Raw genomic sequence first — 14,383 nt, 5'->3', positions numbered from 1 at the left:
AAACAGCTCGTAGGATTGGGGCTGTGACTGAGTCGTTCCGGATCCGCCCTGCCCGTACCAGCGATGTAGCTGCCATCAAGGCATTGGTGGCGCCGCTGGCAGATCAACGAATCCTCATGGCCAAGGAGACGGTGGCGTATTACGAGAGCATCCAGGAATTCCTGATAGCGGAGTCCTTCGACGGCGAGGTGATTGGCTGCGGCGCCCTGCACATCATGTGGGAAGACCTGGCTGAAGTCCGCACCCTTGCGGCGGCCGATACCTGGCGTGGTCAGGGGGTTGGCCACGTGATCGTGGAACATCTCCTGCAGCAGGCCCGCAACGTAGGCGTCGCTCGGGTCTTTTGCCTGACCTTCGAGGTCGATTTTTTCACCCGGCATGGGTTCGCCGTCATGGCGGACCAGACTGCCGTGGACCCCACTGTCTACTCCGAGCTGCTGCGATCCCACGATGAGGGCGTCGCTGAGTTCCTGGACCTGGCAAGGGTCAAGCCGAATACCCTGGGAAATACCCGGATGATTCGGGAGTTTGGGCAGCAGGAGATAGGCGCAGGCCAGGGCTGGGTCTGATGCCCGGATGGCCCTTTCGCAGCACCCCCGGCCGGGGGTAGGGTCAGAGCATATCGGCCAGGTCCGGAAGGACTCTGCCGGAACTACCCAACGCCCAGGAGCGTGCGCGTGAAAAAGCTCATCAATGACCCCAGAGCAGTGGTTAACGAATCCGTGGAGGGCTTCGGCCAGGCTCATGCAGACCTTGTGACAGTGGTTCCAGATCCGCTCTATATCACCCGTCGGGACGCGCCTGTGAAGGGGAAAGTGGGCCTGGTATCCGGTGGTGGCAGCGGGCATGAGCCCCTACATGCAGGATTCGTGGGTTTCGGGATGCTGGATGCAGCAGTTCCTGGCCCAGTCTTCACCTCGCCAACACCCGACGCGATCCTGCCAGCAACGATGGCAGTGGACGGCGGCGCGGGCGTCGTGCAGATCGTCAAGAACTACACCGGAGACGTCCTGAATTTCGAGACGGCGGCGGAACTTGCCCAGGCCGAGGGCGTGGAGGTGCGGACCATCCTGGTCAACGACGACGTCGCCGTGCAGGATTCGCTGTATACCGCTGGCCGCCGCGGCGTGGCCGGGACAGTCCTGGTCGAGAAGATCGCCGGCGCAGCCGCTGAACGCGGTGATGACCTCGATACGGTCACAGCAATCGGAAATCGGGTCAACTCCAACGTCCGGAGCATGGGCGTGGCCCTGTCCGCATGCATTGTCCCGCACGCCGGGCAACCAAGTTTTGACCTGGAAGAGAACGAGATAGAAATCGGGATTGGCATCCATGGTGAGCCTGGCCGGCACCGGATCCCCATGGAAAACGCCGACGGGATCACTGACCGACTCCTGGATCCTGTCCTTGAGGACCTCGGTATTGCCAGCGGCGAGGAGGTCCTCTTGTTCGTCAACGGGATGGGCGGAACACCGCAGAGCGAGCTCTACATTGTCTACCGCCGCGCGGCGCAGGTTCTGGCGGAACGCGGTATCTCGGTGGCCCGCTCACTGGTGGGTAACTACATCACAGCACTCGAAATGCAGGGCTGCTCCATTACGGTGCTCCGGCTGGACAGCGAGCTGAAGGAACTCTGGGATGCGCCCGTGCAGACTGCCGCCATGCGGTGGGGTCGCTGATGGGCCTCGACACAGCATGGGCGGTTGCCTTCTTGCATGCAGCGGCTCTGTCGATGGCTGAACACCGGGATGAGCTCATTGCCCTGGACAGGGCGATTGGCGATTCAGACCATGGCGAGAACATGGACCGCGGATTCGAAGCGGTGGTGGCCAAGCTGGGTGATACGCCGCCTGAGTCGCCCGCAGCAGCCCTGAAGCTGACGGCGATGGTGCTGATGTCAAAGGTGGGCGGGGCAGCGGGCCCGCTGTACGGCACGGCGTTCCTTCGTGCCGCCACGGCACTGGGCGAGACGGCCGACGTCGGCCCGGACGTTTTGGTCAGTGCGCTCCAAGCCGCCCTGGACGGCGTGGTGGCACGGGGCAAGGCAGAAGCTGGCGACAAGACCATGGTGGATGCTTGGATTCCGGCAGTCGCAGCGGCCCGGGACGCCGCCACTGCCGGAGAGCCTGCGGCAGCTGTTTTGGCTGCCGCTGCCAGCGCTGCTGCGGCTGGAGCTGCCGCCACTGAACCAATGCTGGCCCGCAAAGGCCGGGCAAGCTACCTGGGGGAGCGTAGCGTGGGGCACCGGGATCCTGGTGCACAGTCCAGTGCGCTCCTCCTGCTAGCCGCGGCGCAGGCTGCCAGCCAGCAGGACAGCCACGCAGGAAGTCCGGAGTCCCCACGGTGAGCGTGGCCCTGGTGGTGGTCTCGCACAGCGCCAAGATTGCCGACGGTGCCGTGGAGGTGGCCCGGGAGATGGCACCGGACGTGATCATGATGGCTGCCGGTGGTACTGACGATGGTCGGATCGGGACCAGCCTGGACACTGTGATGGCGGCCCTTGAAAAGGCTTCCTGCCCCGACGGAGTGGTCATCCTTGCGGACCTTGGTTCTGCGATCATGACCGCCGAATCAGCCCTGGAGTTCCTGCCAGATCCAGACTCGGCAGTCCTGGCGGATGCACCCCTGGTGGAGGGACTTGTTGCTGCCGCAGTTGCCGCGCAGGGCGGCGCGGACCGAAAAACAGTCCTGCAGGCGGCCGAAGAGCTCTTTCGTCGGCGCCAACCGGACGCGGAAGCGCTGGGAAGCATGGTGGCTGAGGGGCCACCGACTGGGTCCAGTCCTGATTTTTCCGGGGATTTCACACTGGTCAATGAAGCGGGCCTGCATGCGCGGCCAGCTGCCCAAATCGCCGGCGGCCTGGCCGCCATGGACGCGGAAGTTACCATCAACGCCGCGGAAGGAGGCTCCATGACGTCGCTGATGATCCTGGCTGCCGGAAAGGGTACTGTCCTTCATGTTGAGGCATGGGGAGTGGATGCGGAACGGGCTGTGAAGTTTGTAGGTGGACTGGTAGAGGCCGGATTCGGCGAAGCCTGATTTTTTCCTGGCGCCCGACTCCCTAGCCGGGGTATCCACACGCGGTGGGTTAGGCCGGGAAAACGCTGATGAGGTACAGGGACGCAACAGCGAAAGCCGCGAAGAGCGGAAGCAGGCAGCCAACCAACAGCTTTGTCTGGCCAGCATTCTGGAATGACTGCTTGGGGTCTGCCGGGTTGTAGGACACTTCGATGAATGAGCCCTGGATGGGAGCGGCAGCCTTTGAGACGTCGGATTTCCCGGCCACTACCGTGCCAGCCGGATCAGTGAACTGATAGGTCGCAAAGTACCGGCGGTTCCGGGTGCTCCCGCCGCCGCCATTGGTCCATCCGCCCACGTGTCCCGTCACTGTCGCCTGGATGCGCGGCCACGTTGCCGCTTGTTGGTCGCGGGTCCGGGCCTTCCTGGTCGTGACCATAAAAGCGGCTGCGGCACACAGGAAAAATACTGCCCAGACGACGTACAGGATGGTTTTCATGGCTCTCCTTAGTGACGGTACGGCCAGCGTATTCCAGCTGGATGCCAGTGGTTGCCCACCTGGACATGCTCAGCCAGGAAGATGATAGCCGCCCGCTGACAGCTCAGCCAGGCCATCGGTGACCAGCCCGGAGAGCGCACGCTCCAGTTGTTCGGGGGCGGAATTGAGCCTATGCAGGGAAGCCAGCGGCACGTCAATGCCCCCCGGCGCATAGCCAAGGTCTGCCGCCGGTGTATGGAAAAGTTCGGCAGCAACAGGATGTTCGGCCATCCGGAGTACCGCCACCACCGCGCCCCGTACTTGCCGGTCCGTGCCGTGCCAGGCTTGCCCCTTGGGGGTGTACGTGGGGGCAGGCTCCCCGGCAGCCAGCCAAGCGCATCGGGTTTTTACTGGGCATGCTCCACATTTCGGCGACCGGGCAGTGCAGGTCATGGCGCCGAGTTCCATGACTGCAGCATTCCAGGACACGGCTGTGGCTACATCGTCCGGGACCAACGCTGCGGCCAGGCGCATTTCGCCAGCTGTCAGTGCCTGTGCTGGCAGTGCAGCTCCGAGGAAGAGCCGGGCATGGACCCGCCGGATGTTGGTGTCGACTACCGTTTGCCGTTGCCCAAAGGCAAATGTCGCTACGGCGGCTGCGGTGTAGCTTCCAATACCGGGAAGCCCCAGGAGCTTCTCGTGGCTTGCGGGCACCTGGCCATCATGGCTGGCGCAGATTTCTCCTGCCGCTGCGTGTAGGCGAAGGGCCCGCTGGGGATATCCCAGCCGGCCCCAGTGCCGGACCGCCGCGCCAGCCGGTTCCGCAGCAAGATTTGCCGGCTCGGGCCAGCGCTGCATCCATTCTTCCCATACGGGCAGGACCCGCACCACGGGTGTCTGCTGCAGCATGACTTCGCTGACCAGGATCCCCCAGGGCGAACAGCCCGGTTCGCGCCAGGGTAGGTCCCTGGCGTGCACCGCGAACCAGGAGTTGATATCCGCATGGATTTCAGCGAGATCTTGGTCTGTGGGGGACCGGTCCGCTGCACCGGCGTCTGCGAAAGCGATGGCCCGTGCCGAAGCTGTGACGGGTGTGCTGGCTGTAGCCGCAGCTGGGGAGCTACCAGGGCCACGTGGGGAGAACGCATTATCTGGGGCGGGGGTGTGAGATTTGATGCCTGTAAGTCTATTGGACGGGCGGGTAGGCGGTTGTTCACTGAAATGGCTGAGCTTGCCCCGGGAGAAAGTGTTTCGGGGCACTGTTCGGTTTCAGGCGGCGTGGTGGAGGCGCAGAATGCCATCCACTCCTTAGCCTAGAAAGATGGGTAGGCAAAGTGATCGGGCATCGGGCGGGAGCGGTCCTGGCCGCAATTCCCGGTCGGGAACCCAGCCGCAGGGCCCTGCAGCTGCCTCGGCGAAGTCCGCCACGCGCCCTGGAGTACGGCGCACCAGCCCGGCGGTGTACCGCCGTCGCCGTCTGGTGGCAGGCGGCGGACTGCTGGTTGTCCTGGCACTCATTTTTGGTGGGTTTGTTGCAGCTGGGGCGTTCAACGGCCCCCCTGCTGCGGAATCCAGTCCGCAGAACAATCCGGTACCCGGCGGGGAAACCCCAGCGCCGCCCACTGAACCTACACCGTCCGCGCCCGTAGCGCCTGCCTGTGACCAGAGTCTGGTCAGCGTCGCTGCGTCCACCGATAAGCAGTCGTACGGCCCGGAGGAGAACCCCCTCCTGACCCTGAAAGTGACAAATGGTGGCAAGGTGGCCTGCGAGGTGAATCTTGGAACGTCGCAGATGGAATACCTGATCACCAGCGGCGCAGATCGCATCTTTTCTTCCAGGGATTGCCAGGCCAAGAGCGAAGACCTCAAGAAGACAATCGAGCCGGGTAAGAGCGAGACTGCCAACTTCCCCTGGCAGCGGAATCGCTCCGTTGCAGGATGCAAGGTGGTCCAGGCAGTGCCGGGAGCTGGCGGCGCCTCCTATAGCTTTACGGCAACCCTGGGCGACCGGGTAAGCAACAAGGTTGTTTTCGCGCTGAACTGAGGCTTTTGCGCAACCTTTGGCCGGCGGGCTAGAGAAAACGGTCCAGCAGGCTGGCTTCCGCCATGCGGCTTAGGCCCTCGCGGACTGTCCTGGCCCGCTGGTCTCCAATCCCGTCTACTGTCATCAGGTCATCGATGGTGGCTGCCATCAGGAACTGCAGGCCACCGAAGTGATCCACCAGGCGGTCCGCCACTGCTTTGGGTACTGCCTTGAGGCCCGAGAGCAGTCGATAGCCGCGCGGATGCACCACGGCGTCGAGTGTTTCCACGCCGCCGGCAAAGCCGATGATGCCCGAAATTTTGCCGAGATCGATCAATTCCGTGGGGCCCAGGCTGACCAGGGCGGTGACAGCATGCTCAATGTCCGCGGGGGAGGCGGTGGCGCCTGCGTAGTCCCGGATGATTACGTCGGAGCCTGGACCCCGGCCCACTGTCAGCTCATCGAGCTGGAGGGACAGCAGCCGGCCGTCCTCGCCAAGTTCCAGAACGTACTGCGAAATCTCCTCAGAAATGCGACGCACCATTTCCTGGCGTTGCAGTGTCACTGCGACGTCGCGGACTGTCACCATCGCCTCAATCTCCAATGCGGAGAGGGAGCTTGTGACCTGATCCAGGCGGGAGCGGTAGCGTTCCAGCGTGGCCAGGGCTTGGTTGGCGCGGGCCAGCACCTTTTCTGACCCTTCGAGGACATGCCGCAAACCGTTGACATACAGTGCGATGATCTGCATGGACTGGCTTACTGAAATGACCGGAACGCCGGTCTGGATGGCAACACGCTCAGCAGTGCGGTGCCGGGTACCGGATTCCTGGGTCTCGATGCTTGAATCGGGAACCAGCTGGACGGCGGCACGAAGGATATTCCCGGCGTCCTTGTCGCAAATGATGGCCCCATCCATCTTTGCCAGCTCGCGCAGGCGTGTAGGCGAAAAATCAATGCCAATGTCGAAGCCGCCGGAACAGATGGAGTCAATGGTCCTGTCCGACCCAAGCACGATCAAGGCTCCGGTGCGTCCGCGGAGGATCCTTTCGAGGCCGTCGCGGAGCGGTGTTCCGGGGGCCACTCTGCCCAGAGTCGCCTTGAGCGAGTCCTCGGGACTGCGAGCCATTGTTTTGTTCCCTTCAAAGGTTCATGCCGCGCTTCAGTACATGCCGAATATGGGCCTGTGCTGGCGGTGACCAAAATGGTCCTTGTTCCCCGTCACCAATGATAGAGGTATAAAACCTGGTCTTCCGCACAGGGCAGGCGCAAAGTGCCCCATCGTGACCTCTCCGGAAGACCCCGTGCAGCGCAGAAAACGACCTGTTGCGAAGTGGCGTTTTCTGCTGGACTGCCAGCTGTCCCAGCCGTCGCTGGCAGTGCCTGTTTTTTGTGGAACAGCCAACTGCAGGGCGGCACAATCATGGCCAAAGTCAGGGCAGGCGGCTGGGTTTCAGGAGTCTCGGCACGCCCGCCTGGGAAGGATCCAACGGGACAGGGCTGACTAAAGTTGCAGGTCCGCGGTGCAGGAGGCCGCTGGAGCGGGGCTGGCAGCGGATGCCACCCCTGCCGCGCATGAGCTTGTGGGCTCCCGGGGCCAGGACCCGGTCCATCCAGGCGCACGGGTGGGCATGCCGGCCGCCACGGATCTGGACTGACCCTCCGGCGGATTCTATGGTGAAGTCCTGGCCAATCAGGGGCGTAAGTTCGGCTCCGCGCAGAACGACGTTGCGGCGGGCCAGCAGTGGATCAAAAGGCTGAACCTCAAGTTCGGCTGCCATGGCTTCCAGCGCTTCAATGGCAATCAGCGTTACTGCGGCATCCATATGCGCGGCCTTGCCGAAGAACCTGTCTCCCACAATTCCCTTTCCGGCAACCAATTCCGCCGTGGCTGCATCCGTTGTGGGGACGTCGGCAGCACCGTCCCTGGCTCGGCCAAAGTATGCGTGTTCCGGGGACACCAGGAGGTGCAGAATTTCCACGTCGTATCGGTACTGTTTTCCCATGGCTCAAACCTAGCGGGACTTCAGCCAAGGTGTCCGGGATGCGGGTGGCCGAGAGCCTGCGATAAACTTGACCTTTGGCACCATGCCCACGACCTACGAGCCCTGCCTTTGCCGCCAACCGCACCGGGCAAGCTCGAATCCTTGCCGCAGCGAAAGTAGCACCGTGTCCCAAGAAGTCCTCAGCCCCGCCCGGATCTCCGAGATTCACAAAGAGGCGGGCCGACGTCGGACCTTTGCGGTGATTTCCCACCCTGACGCAGGCAAATCGACGCTAACCGAGGCCCTTGCGCTGCACGCCAAGGTGATCGGGACAGCTGGAGCCTCCAGCGGTAAGGCCAACCGCAAGGAAACGGTGTCCGACTGGATGCAGATGGAGAAGGATCGCGGCATCTCCATCAGTTCTGCCGCCTTGCAGTTCTCCTACCGCGATACCGTTATCAATCTCCTTGATACCCCGGGGCACGCTGACTTCTCCGAAGACACCTACCGTGTGCTTGCCGCCGTGGACTGTGCCGTCATGCTGGTGGACGCAGCCAAAGGCCTGGAAACCCAGACCATGAAGCTCTTCGAGGTCTGCAAGGCGCGAAACCTGCCCATCATCACCGTCATCAACAAGTGGGACAGGCCCGGACTCGATTCGCTGGCCCTGATGGATGAGATTACGGAGCGCACAGGGTTGCAGCCCATGCCGCTGACCTGGGCCGTGGGCATCTCCGGGGACTTCCGGGGCGTATGGGACCTGCGCAACGACAGGTTTGCCCAGTTCAAGCGCAACAACTCCGGTGCGAATATCGCCCTGACGGAATACTTCACCCCCGAAGAAGCCGCAGCGAGCCAGGGCGATGACTGGACCAACGCCGTTGATGAAGCCGGGCTGGTGGTGGAGTCCAATCTCGATTTCGACCTTGAGGAATTCCACGCGGGCCGCGCCACGCCGATTCTCTTCAGCTCAGCCGCACTCAACTTTGGCGTCAAGGAGATCCTTGACGCCCTGGTGGATTTTGCCCCGCCCGCTGCGCCCCGTCCTGACGTGGATGGCACTCCGCGGGAAGTCGCAGCACCCTTCGCGGGGTTTGTTTTTAAGGTCCAGGCGGGTATGAACAAGGCGCACCGTGACCATGTTGCCTTTATCCGGGTCTGCTCGGGCGTTTTTGAACGCGGCATGGTGGTCACCCAGACCCGCACCGGGAAATCCTTCGCCACCAAGTACGCCCAGCAGGTTTTCGGCCGGGAACGCGAGGTCATTGACCAGGCGTACCCGGGCGACGTTGTGGGTCTCGTCAACGCCTCATCCTTGCGGGTGGGGGACAGCCTCTTCATTGAGGAGTCCGTGGAATTCCCGGCGATTCCACTGTTCGCACCTGAGCACTTCCAGGTTGCGCGGTCCAAGGACCCCAGCAAGTTCAAGCAGTTCCGCCGAGGCATCGAGCAGCTTGAACACGAGGGCGTCATCCAGGTGCTGCGTTCGGACCTACGCGGAGATCAGGCGCCTGTGCTCGCCGCAGTTGGTCCCATGCAGTTTGAGGTTGTTGAGGACCGGATGGCGCACGACTTCAGTGCCCCGATGCGGCTGGAACGCCTGCCGTATTCACTGGCAAGGATCACGACGGCGGATGCCATGCCGGCGCTGGCAAACGTCCCTGGCGCCGAGGTGCTGCTGCGCTCAGACGGGGAGTACCTGGCGCTGTTCAATGACGTGTGGGCGCTGCGACGGATTGAAAAAAATCACCCGGACCTCAGCCTGGAACCGATTGGCACCCACAACCCGGCAAAATAGCGAACACCGGCAGGGACGCGGTGGCCGCCTGCGCTCAGCCGATTGATCGCCGGGTTACTTCTGCGTCGATTTCCCACTGCCGAAATTCGGTTTCGGCGTCCGGAGCTCCATGGGTGACGCATTCGTGGGTCAGTTGCCGCTGGATCCGACTGTCCAGGATCTGAAGCTCCAGGTCGTTGAGGGCTGTCAGGTCCAGTGGGAAGGCGTCGTTGGGCCTGAGCCGGAAACGATGGTTTCCTGGCTTTACGCTCAAGTGCGAGATGCTCTCAAGTCCGCTCAGGGTTGAATTGCCGCTCATCGTAAAGCTCCTCTTGGTGAAGCCAGTCACGCGGAGGATTCGGCGGCAGGCGATTAGAGTTGATGGTAGTTGATGACAGACCGGTCTGTCTCGTATGGTGGGCCTTCCTTGGCCGGCGCCGGTGGCGCCGCAGGGGGTATATCCTCGATGGACAATGACCGTAGCCCCAGAACTCTTTGAACCGCTTCTCCCAGCTGCAGTCCGGGAAGGCCGTGATGGAGCCAGGGACCGGATTATGTTCGCAGCGTACGAGCTGTTCTCCACGCGAGGTATCAGGGACGTTGGAACCAACGAGCTGATCGAGCGGAGCCGTGTTGCCAAGGCCACGTTTTACCGTCATTTTCCGTCCAAGGATGACCTGGTGCTGGAATTCCTCCAGTTGCGCCAGACGGCCTGGACTTCTGACCAGATTCTGGCCGATGCCTCCAGCAGGGGAGCCACGGCCGAAGAACGGCTACTCGCCATTTTTGATGTCCTCACAGACTGGTTCCACCGGCCTGACTTTGAAGCATGCCCCTTTGTGAGCATCCTGCTGGAGATGGGTGCAGGCCACCCGATCGGCATTGCCTGTATCGGGTATCTTTCAGAAGTCCGTGGCCACGTAAGAGCCATGGCTGAAGAAGCCGGGCTGATCCGTCCCGAAGACTTTTCCCGGTCCTGGCACATCCTGATGAAGGGCGCCATTGTGGCGGCCAGCGAAGGTGACCTCGAAGCGGCCAGCCGTTCGCAGCAGATGGGCCAGCTCCTGCTGGGCCTTCACCGTTCCTAGGCCCCGACGGGCACCAGCGCTCCTACCCGATCAGCAGGCTCAATGCCTCGGTTAGATGCTCGACCTCGCGGACTGAAAAGCCCGCTGGTACCGGACCTGGGCCGTTGTGGCTTGCTGGGACCACGGCGTGGGTAAACCCCAGGCGGTGAGCTTCCTGGATCCGCTGGTTGATTCCCGGGACCGGCCTGACTTCGCCAGCCAGGCCGACCTCGCCAAAGGCCACCAGCCGAATGGGCAGTGGTTTGCGTGATTTGGCCGAGGCCACGGCCAGTGCCACCGCGAGGTCCGTGGCAGGCTCACTGAGCTTCACACCGCCCACCGTTGCAACGTAGGAATCATCCTTGTGCAGCGCAGTGCCCGCCCTCTGCTGGAGCACGGCCAACAACATCGATACCCGCGAGCTGTCCAGGCCACTTGTGGCCCGGCGGGGCTGGGAGTTGGCTGTCTCAGCCAGGAGCGACTGGACTTCTGCGAGCAGTGGGCGCCGGCCCTCCATGGTGACGGTGATGCAGGTGCCGGAGACCGGCTCCTTGGTGCGGCTGACAAACAAGCCGCTGGGATCGGTCAGGCCAAGGATTCCGTTTTCTGTCAGGTCAAAGCAGCCGACGTCATCCGTGGGCCCGTAGCGGTTCTTGATGGCCCGCAGCATACGCAGCCGGGAGTGCCGTTCGCCTTCGAACTGGCAGACAACATCCACCAGGTGTTCCAGCAGGCGTGGACCGGCAATAGTCCCGTCCTTGGTGACGTGTCCGACGAGCAGCGTGGTCATGTTGCGACGCTTGGCTGCGGCGATGATTGATGCCGCCACCTCGCGGACCTGAGACACCCCACCTGCGCTGCCATCGACGTCGGCGCTGCTCAGGGTCTGCACGGAATCGACAATCAACAGCCGGGGTTCAATCTGTTCGACCTGTCCCAGCGCCTGGCCAAGGTCAGTCTCTGCGGAGAGGAACAGGGTATCCGCGACAGCGTCGATCCGCTCGGCACGGAGTTTCACCTGCGCTGCGGATTCTTCGCCGGTGACATACAGGACGTCCTGCCCGGTACGGGCGAACTTCGCCGCGACGTCAAGCAACAGCGTGGATTTTCCGACACCGGGCTCCCCAGCCAGCAGGATGACGGCTCCGGGGACCAGTCCGCCACCGAGAACGCGATCGAGCTCATCGACCCCGGTGGGCAGGAACGCGGCAGTCGTGGCGTCCACGTCAGCGATACGGCGCGCTGGAACCAGGACTGTGGTGGCCGCCGTCGTCCGGGCAACAGCAGTCCCTGTTTCCTCTACTGTTCCCCAGGCCTGGCATTCGCCGCACCGGCCCACCCATTTGGCAGTGGTCCAGCCGCACTCGGCGCATTTGTAGGTGGGTGTTTTGGTAGCCCGTGCAGTCTTTGTTGCCATGTATTCAACACTACTGCCGGGCACCGACATAGCAGGTGGCGGTGCAGTGGCCCTGACCAGGCCTAGAGCTCGGGCAGCATATCGCGTGCCTCGCGGGGATCCATTCCGGTGGCTTCGAGCAGGTCAACCATGAGCGGGCGGAACAGCATCACTACTGTTTCCCCCTCCAACCGCTGTACGTCCAGAAGCCGCGGGTGCAGGCGGAGCGCAATTTCGCTGAGGTCCTGGCGCGCCGCCCGCAGGTGTGCCCGGCGCGCACCCTCCTGGGTTTCTGCAAGGCCGAGGGACAGTTCATCGATCGCGTTGGCTGTCTCGTCCAGGACCGCTGCGATGTTAGCGGTGGCCTCATCTGACAGTGCTGCGTGGTTGATGGCACTGGTTAGGCGGCGTGCGAACACGCGGCTGTTACGGAGGGCAAGGTCAATGTAGTCCAGCGACTGCGCCAGCCGGTCCAGTTCGTCGCGATGCCGCCGGTACGCGGGGGCGAGGGTGGCCACCTCATCGGAGGCCCGGAGCGTCTGCCGCATGGCATCAACCAGGGGCTGGCAGTTCCGGCCGCGGACCAGCGCGTGCCAGGCCTTGGTGGAATCGCTGTCTGACATTGCCTGGCCGCATTCACGAAGCACTTCAGCGAGTTCGTGCAGCAGCTTGCGGACGTCTTTCCTCGGCTCGCGGCGAGGATCCTTAGGGATCAGGACTGTGATGAGCAGGGCAAACAGGCCGCCTACAACTGCATCGATACTGCGCGTAAAAGGGCCGCCGTCGGGCGCCGGAAGCAGGACCACCAGCAGGGACTGTAACCCCAACTGAGTAGTGAAGATAGTTCCGCTGTCCAGGAAGCGGGCCAGCAGGATGGAGAAGAGAAGGACGACGGCGGCCTGCCAGATTCCGCTGCCCAACCAGTGGAGCAGCATGTCTCCCACGGCGATTCCGATGGTGCAGCCCAGGCCGACCTCGACCACCCTGCGCAGCCGGGGGTCCCTGGAGAATCCCAGGGCAAGCAGGGATGAGGTCGCAGCGAACAGCGGGCCTGAGTGCCCCAGAATGTACTCGGCAAAGGCGTAGGCGCCTACTGCGCACACCGTCATCTGGATGGCGGGGACCAGCGAGTTGCGGCTGCGGACAACGCCCGTGCGGATGCGGCCACCCAGGAATTGTCGGCTTGCGGTGATGCTCTCGGCTGCTGGCATTTGTCCAGTCTATTTCCTGGCCGTCCACTACGGCGGCGCTGCGGCCGGCGCAATGCCGACCCAGTGGATGCATCGTATTGTCCCGCAGGCGTTAATCCTTTGTTCATCTTGGGTCGCCAGTCCCGTAACCCTGCCCCCCTACGTTGGATGAAGGTACAAACGTACGCATCAGCGCAGCGCCCTTCTCCGGGCTGCTCCGCGACAAAGAAACCCTGGAAGGGGTACATCCCAGTGAAGGCACTTCGCTTCGGCCGCCACGCGGCTCTTGCTGTTATCGCAGCTGGCGCACTCGCGCTCACCGCCTGCGGTTCAGACAACGCCACCGGCACCACCCCTGCAGGCGACGCTTCAGGCTCCGGCCCCAGCGTCAGCGGCACTCTGACGGGCATTGGTGCGTCCTCCACCGGTGCAGCCATGGACGCCTGGAAAGCAGGCTTCGCCTCCGCCAACAGTGGCGCAACTGTCCAGTACTCACCTGATGGTTCGGGTGCGGGCCGCAAGGCAATCATCGACGGCTCGGCACAGTTCGCCGGTTCCGATGCGTACCTCAAGGACGAAGAGCTGGAAGCCTCCAAGGCCCAGTGCGGTCCCGACGGCGCCATCAACATCCCGGTGTACATCTCGCCGATCGCCGTGGCATTCAATCTCCCGGACGTCAAGGAACTCAACCTGGACGCGCCAACAATCGCTAAGATCTTCCGCGGCGAGATCGCCAAGTGGAACGATCCCGCGATCGCCGGCCTCAACGATGGCGTGACCCTTCCGGACCTGGCTGTTACGCCCGTGAACCGCTCTGACGATTCCGGAACCACGTCCAACTTCACCGATTACCTCGCTGCTGCGGCGCCTGAGGTCTGGACTGACAAGGCTGCAGGTGTCTGGCCTGCGTCGCTGCAGGGCGAGAACGCCAAGGGAACATCCGGTGTGGTCAAGACCGTCACCGACACTCCCGGTGCAGTGACCTACGCTGACGATTCGGCAGTTTCCGGTTCGCTCGGTACCGCGCAGGTCAAGGTTGGTGAGGAGTTCGTAGCGATCTCCGCAGAGTCCGCAGCGAAGGCCGTCGAGGCTGGAGCGCCCGTTGAAGGCCGTGCCACCAACGACGTAGCCATCAAGCTTGATCGCACAACAACCGCCCAGGGTGCGTACCCGATCGTCCTGGTCTCCTACCACGTGGTCTGCAGCACCTACGACAGCCAGGAGACAGTGCATCTGGTCAAGGCCTTTGAATCCTACGTCGTTTCCGATGCCGGCCAGCAGGCAGCTGCCGATTCCGCAAAGTCCGCACCCCTGTCGTCCTCACTTGCTGAGCGCGCACAGGCTGCAGTGGATTCCGTGAAGCTCAAGTCCTGATCTTCTGCCAACAAGCCAGGTTCCCCGGCCCCCGTCACGGTGGGTCGGGGAACCTGGCTTGTTGGGGATCATCCCTCC

At 63.1% G+C, this 14,383-nt stretch carries 15 protein-coding genes; 8 read left to right on the top strand and 7 right to left on the bottom strand.

Annotated features, from left to right (window positions below):
• The first annotated feature begins 23 nt into the window (after positions 1-23).
• From QMG79_RS09565 to dhaM, 4 genes are all read left to right on the top strand, one after another.
• On the top strand, positions 24-569 hold the full coding sequence (locus QMG79_RS09565) for an amino-acid N-acetyltransferase (RefSeq protein ID WP_283538357.1): 546 nt from the start codon (positions 24-26) through the stop codon (positions 567-569).
• A gap of 108 nt (positions 570-677) precedes the next feature.
• Positions 678-1,679, top strand: coding sequence for a dihydroxyacetone kinase subunit DhaK (gene dhaK / locus QMG79_RS09560; protein WP_283538356.1), 1,002 nt, complete (start codon positions 678-680; stop codon positions 1,677-1,679).
• The gene (gene dhaL, locus QMG79_RS09555) at positions 1,679-2,347 is read left to right on the top strand and encodes a dihydroxyacetone kinase subunit DhaL (protein ID WP_283538355.1); all 669 of its coding nucleotides are present in this window, start codon (positions 1,679-1,681) and stop codon (positions 2,345-2,347) included. Before dhaK ends, dhaL begins: the two co-directional genes overlap by 1 nt.
• The gene (gene dhaM / locus QMG79_RS09550; RefSeq protein ID WP_283538354.1) at positions 2,344-3,039 is read left to right on the top strand and encodes a dihydroxyacetone kinase phosphoryl donor subunit DhaM; all 696 of its coding nucleotides are present in this window, start codon (positions 2,344-2,346) and stop codon (positions 3,037-3,039) included. The genes dhaL and dhaM overlap by 4 nt, the downstream gene beginning before the upstream one ends.
• Before the next feature lie 49 nt (positions 3,040-3,088).
• Here the strand turns inward: dhaM and QMG79_RS09545 are convergent, their stop codons facing one another.
• Positions 3,089-3,517: a DUF3592 domain-containing protein gene (locus QMG79_RS09545; RefSeq protein ID WP_283538353.1), complete on the bottom strand. Its 429-nt coding sequence runs from the start codon at positions 3,515-3,517 to the stop codon at positions 3,089-3,091.
• Positions 3,518-3,586: 69 nt separating this feature from the next.
• Positions 3,587-4,405 (bottom strand): iron-sulfur binding domain-containing protein, encoded by an 819-nt coding sequence (locus QMG79_RS09540; protein WP_283538352.1) that lies wholly within the window; start codon positions 4,403-4,405, stop codon positions 3,587-3,589.
• A gap of 412 nt (positions 4,406-4,817) precedes the next feature.
• On the opposite strand from QMG79_RS09540, the gene QMG79_RS09535 reads away from it, so the two are divergent.
• Complete coding sequence (locus QMG79_RS09535) at positions 4,818-5,540, top strand: hypothetical protein (protein WP_283538351.1); 723 nt, start codon at positions 4,818-4,820, stop codon at positions 5,538-5,540.
• Positions 5,541-5,568: 28 nt separating this feature from the next.
• Here QMG79_RS09535 and disA read toward each other — a convergent pair whose 3' ends face one another.
• Together disA and QMG79_RS09525 are read right to left on the bottom strand one after the other, a co-directional pair.
• Positions 5,569-6,645 carry a DNA integrity scanning diadenylate cyclase DisA gene (gene disA, locus QMG79_RS09530; RefSeq protein ID WP_283538350.1) on the bottom strand — a complete coding sequence of 359 codons (1,077 nt, stop codon included), beginning with the start codon at positions 6,643-6,645 and terminating at the stop codon, positions 5,569-5,571.
• A 304-nt stretch (positions 6,646-6,949) separates the two neighbouring features.
• Entirely contained in the window at positions 6,950-7,522 is a 573-nt protein-coding gene (locus QMG79_RS09525) for an MOSC domain-containing protein (protein ID WP_283538349.1), read from the bottom strand.
• A gap of 163 nt (positions 7,523-7,685) precedes the next feature.
• Between QMG79_RS09525 and QMG79_RS09520 the strand changes: the two genes are divergently transcribed.
• Positions 7,686-9,299, top strand: coding sequence for a peptide chain release factor 3 (locus QMG79_RS09520; RefSeq protein ID WP_283538348.1), 1,614 nt, complete (start codon positions 7,686-7,688; stop codon positions 9,297-9,299).
• Between the two features lie 34 nt (positions 9,300-9,333).
• Here the strand turns inward: QMG79_RS09520 and QMG79_RS09515 are convergent, their stop codons facing one another.
• Positions 9,334-9,597 (bottom strand): hypothetical protein, encoded by a 264-nt coding sequence (locus tag QMG79_RS09515; protein ID WP_283538347.1) that lies wholly within the window; start codon positions 9,595-9,597, stop codon positions 9,334-9,336.
• A 154-nt stretch (positions 9,598-9,751) separates the two neighbouring features.
• Between QMG79_RS09515 and QMG79_RS09510 the strand changes: the two genes are divergently transcribed.
• Positions 9,752-10,366: a TetR/AcrR family transcriptional regulator gene (locus QMG79_RS09510; RefSeq protein ID WP_283538346.1), complete on the top strand. Its 615-nt coding sequence runs from the start codon at positions 9,752-9,754 to the stop codon at positions 10,364-10,366.
• A 22-nt stretch (positions 10,367-10,388) separates the two neighbouring features.
• Here QMG79_RS09510 and radA read toward each other — a convergent pair whose 3' ends face one another.
• Together radA and QMG79_RS09500 are read right to left on the bottom strand one after the other, a co-directional pair.
• A complete protein-coding gene (radA, locus tag QMG79_RS09505; protein WP_283538345.1) occupies positions 10,389-11,762 on the bottom strand; it encodes a DNA repair protein RadA in 1,374 nt (457 codons plus the stop codon).
• A gap of 62 nt (positions 11,763-11,824) precedes the next feature.
• Entirely contained in the window at positions 11,825-12,952 is a 1,128-nt protein-coding gene (locus QMG79_RS09500) for an FUSC family protein (RefSeq protein ID WP_283538344.1), read from the bottom strand.
• Between the two features lie 231 nt (positions 12,953-13,183).
• Between QMG79_RS09500 and pstS the strand changes: the two genes are divergently transcribed.
• Positions 13,184-14,305: a phosphate ABC transporter substrate-binding protein PstS gene (gene pstS, locus QMG79_RS09495; RefSeq protein WP_283538343.1), complete on the top strand. Its 1,122-nt coding sequence runs from the start codon at positions 13,184-13,186 to the stop codon at positions 14,303-14,305.
• The last annotated feature ends 78 nt before the right edge of the window (positions 14,306-14,383 follow it).

The sequence above is a fragment of the Pseudarthrobacter sp. PS3-L1 genome, assembly GCF_030063285.1.
Lineage (GTDB): Bacteria > Actinomycetota > Actinomycetes > Actinomycetales > Micrococcaceae > Arthrobacter.
This window is presented reverse-complemented; position numbering and strand designations above follow the sequence as displayed.

Excerpts from the sequence above, each read along its gene's own strand:
- QMG79_RS09500 (WP_283538344.1), bottom strand. The coding sequence starts at position 12,952 with ATGCCAGCAGCCGAGAGCATCACCGCAAGCCGACAATTCCTGGGTGGC.
- QMG79_RS09535 (WP_283538351.1), top strand. The coding sequence starts at position 4,818 with ATGGGTAGGCAAAGTGATCGGGCATCGGGCGGGAGCGGTCCTGGCCGC.
- QMG79_RS09510 (WP_283538346.1), top strand. The coding sequence starts at position 9,752 with ATGACCGTAGCCCCAGAACTCTTTGAACCGCTTCTCCCAGCTGCAGTC.
- dhaL (WP_283538355.1), top strand. The coding sequence starts at position 1,679 with ATGGGCCTCGACACAGCATGGGCGGTTGCCTTCTTGCATGCAGCGGCT.
- disA (WP_283538350.1), bottom strand. The coding sequence starts at position 6,645 with ATGGCTCGCAGTCCCGAGGACTCGCTCAAGGCGACTCTGGGCAGAGTG.
- QMG79_RS09545 (WP_283538353.1), bottom strand. The coding sequence starts at position 3,517 with ATGAAAACCATCCTGTACGTCGTCTGGGCAGTATTTTTCCTGTGTGCC.
- QMG79_RS09525 (WP_283538349.1), bottom strand. The coding sequence starts at position 7,522 with ATGGGAAAACAGTACCGATACGACGTGGAAATTCTGCACCTCCTGGTG.
- QMG79_RS09515 (WP_283538347.1), bottom strand. The coding sequence starts at position 9,597 with ATGAGCGGCAATTCAACCCTGAGCGGACTTGAGAGCATCTCGCACTTG.
- QMG79_RS09540 (WP_283538352.1), bottom strand. The coding sequence starts at position 4,405 with ATGCTGCAGCAGACACCCGTGGTGCGGGTCCTGCCCGTATGGGAAGAA.
- radA (WP_283538345.1), bottom strand. The coding sequence starts at position 11,762 with ATGGCAACAAAGACTGCACGGGCTACCAAAACACCCACCTACAAATGC.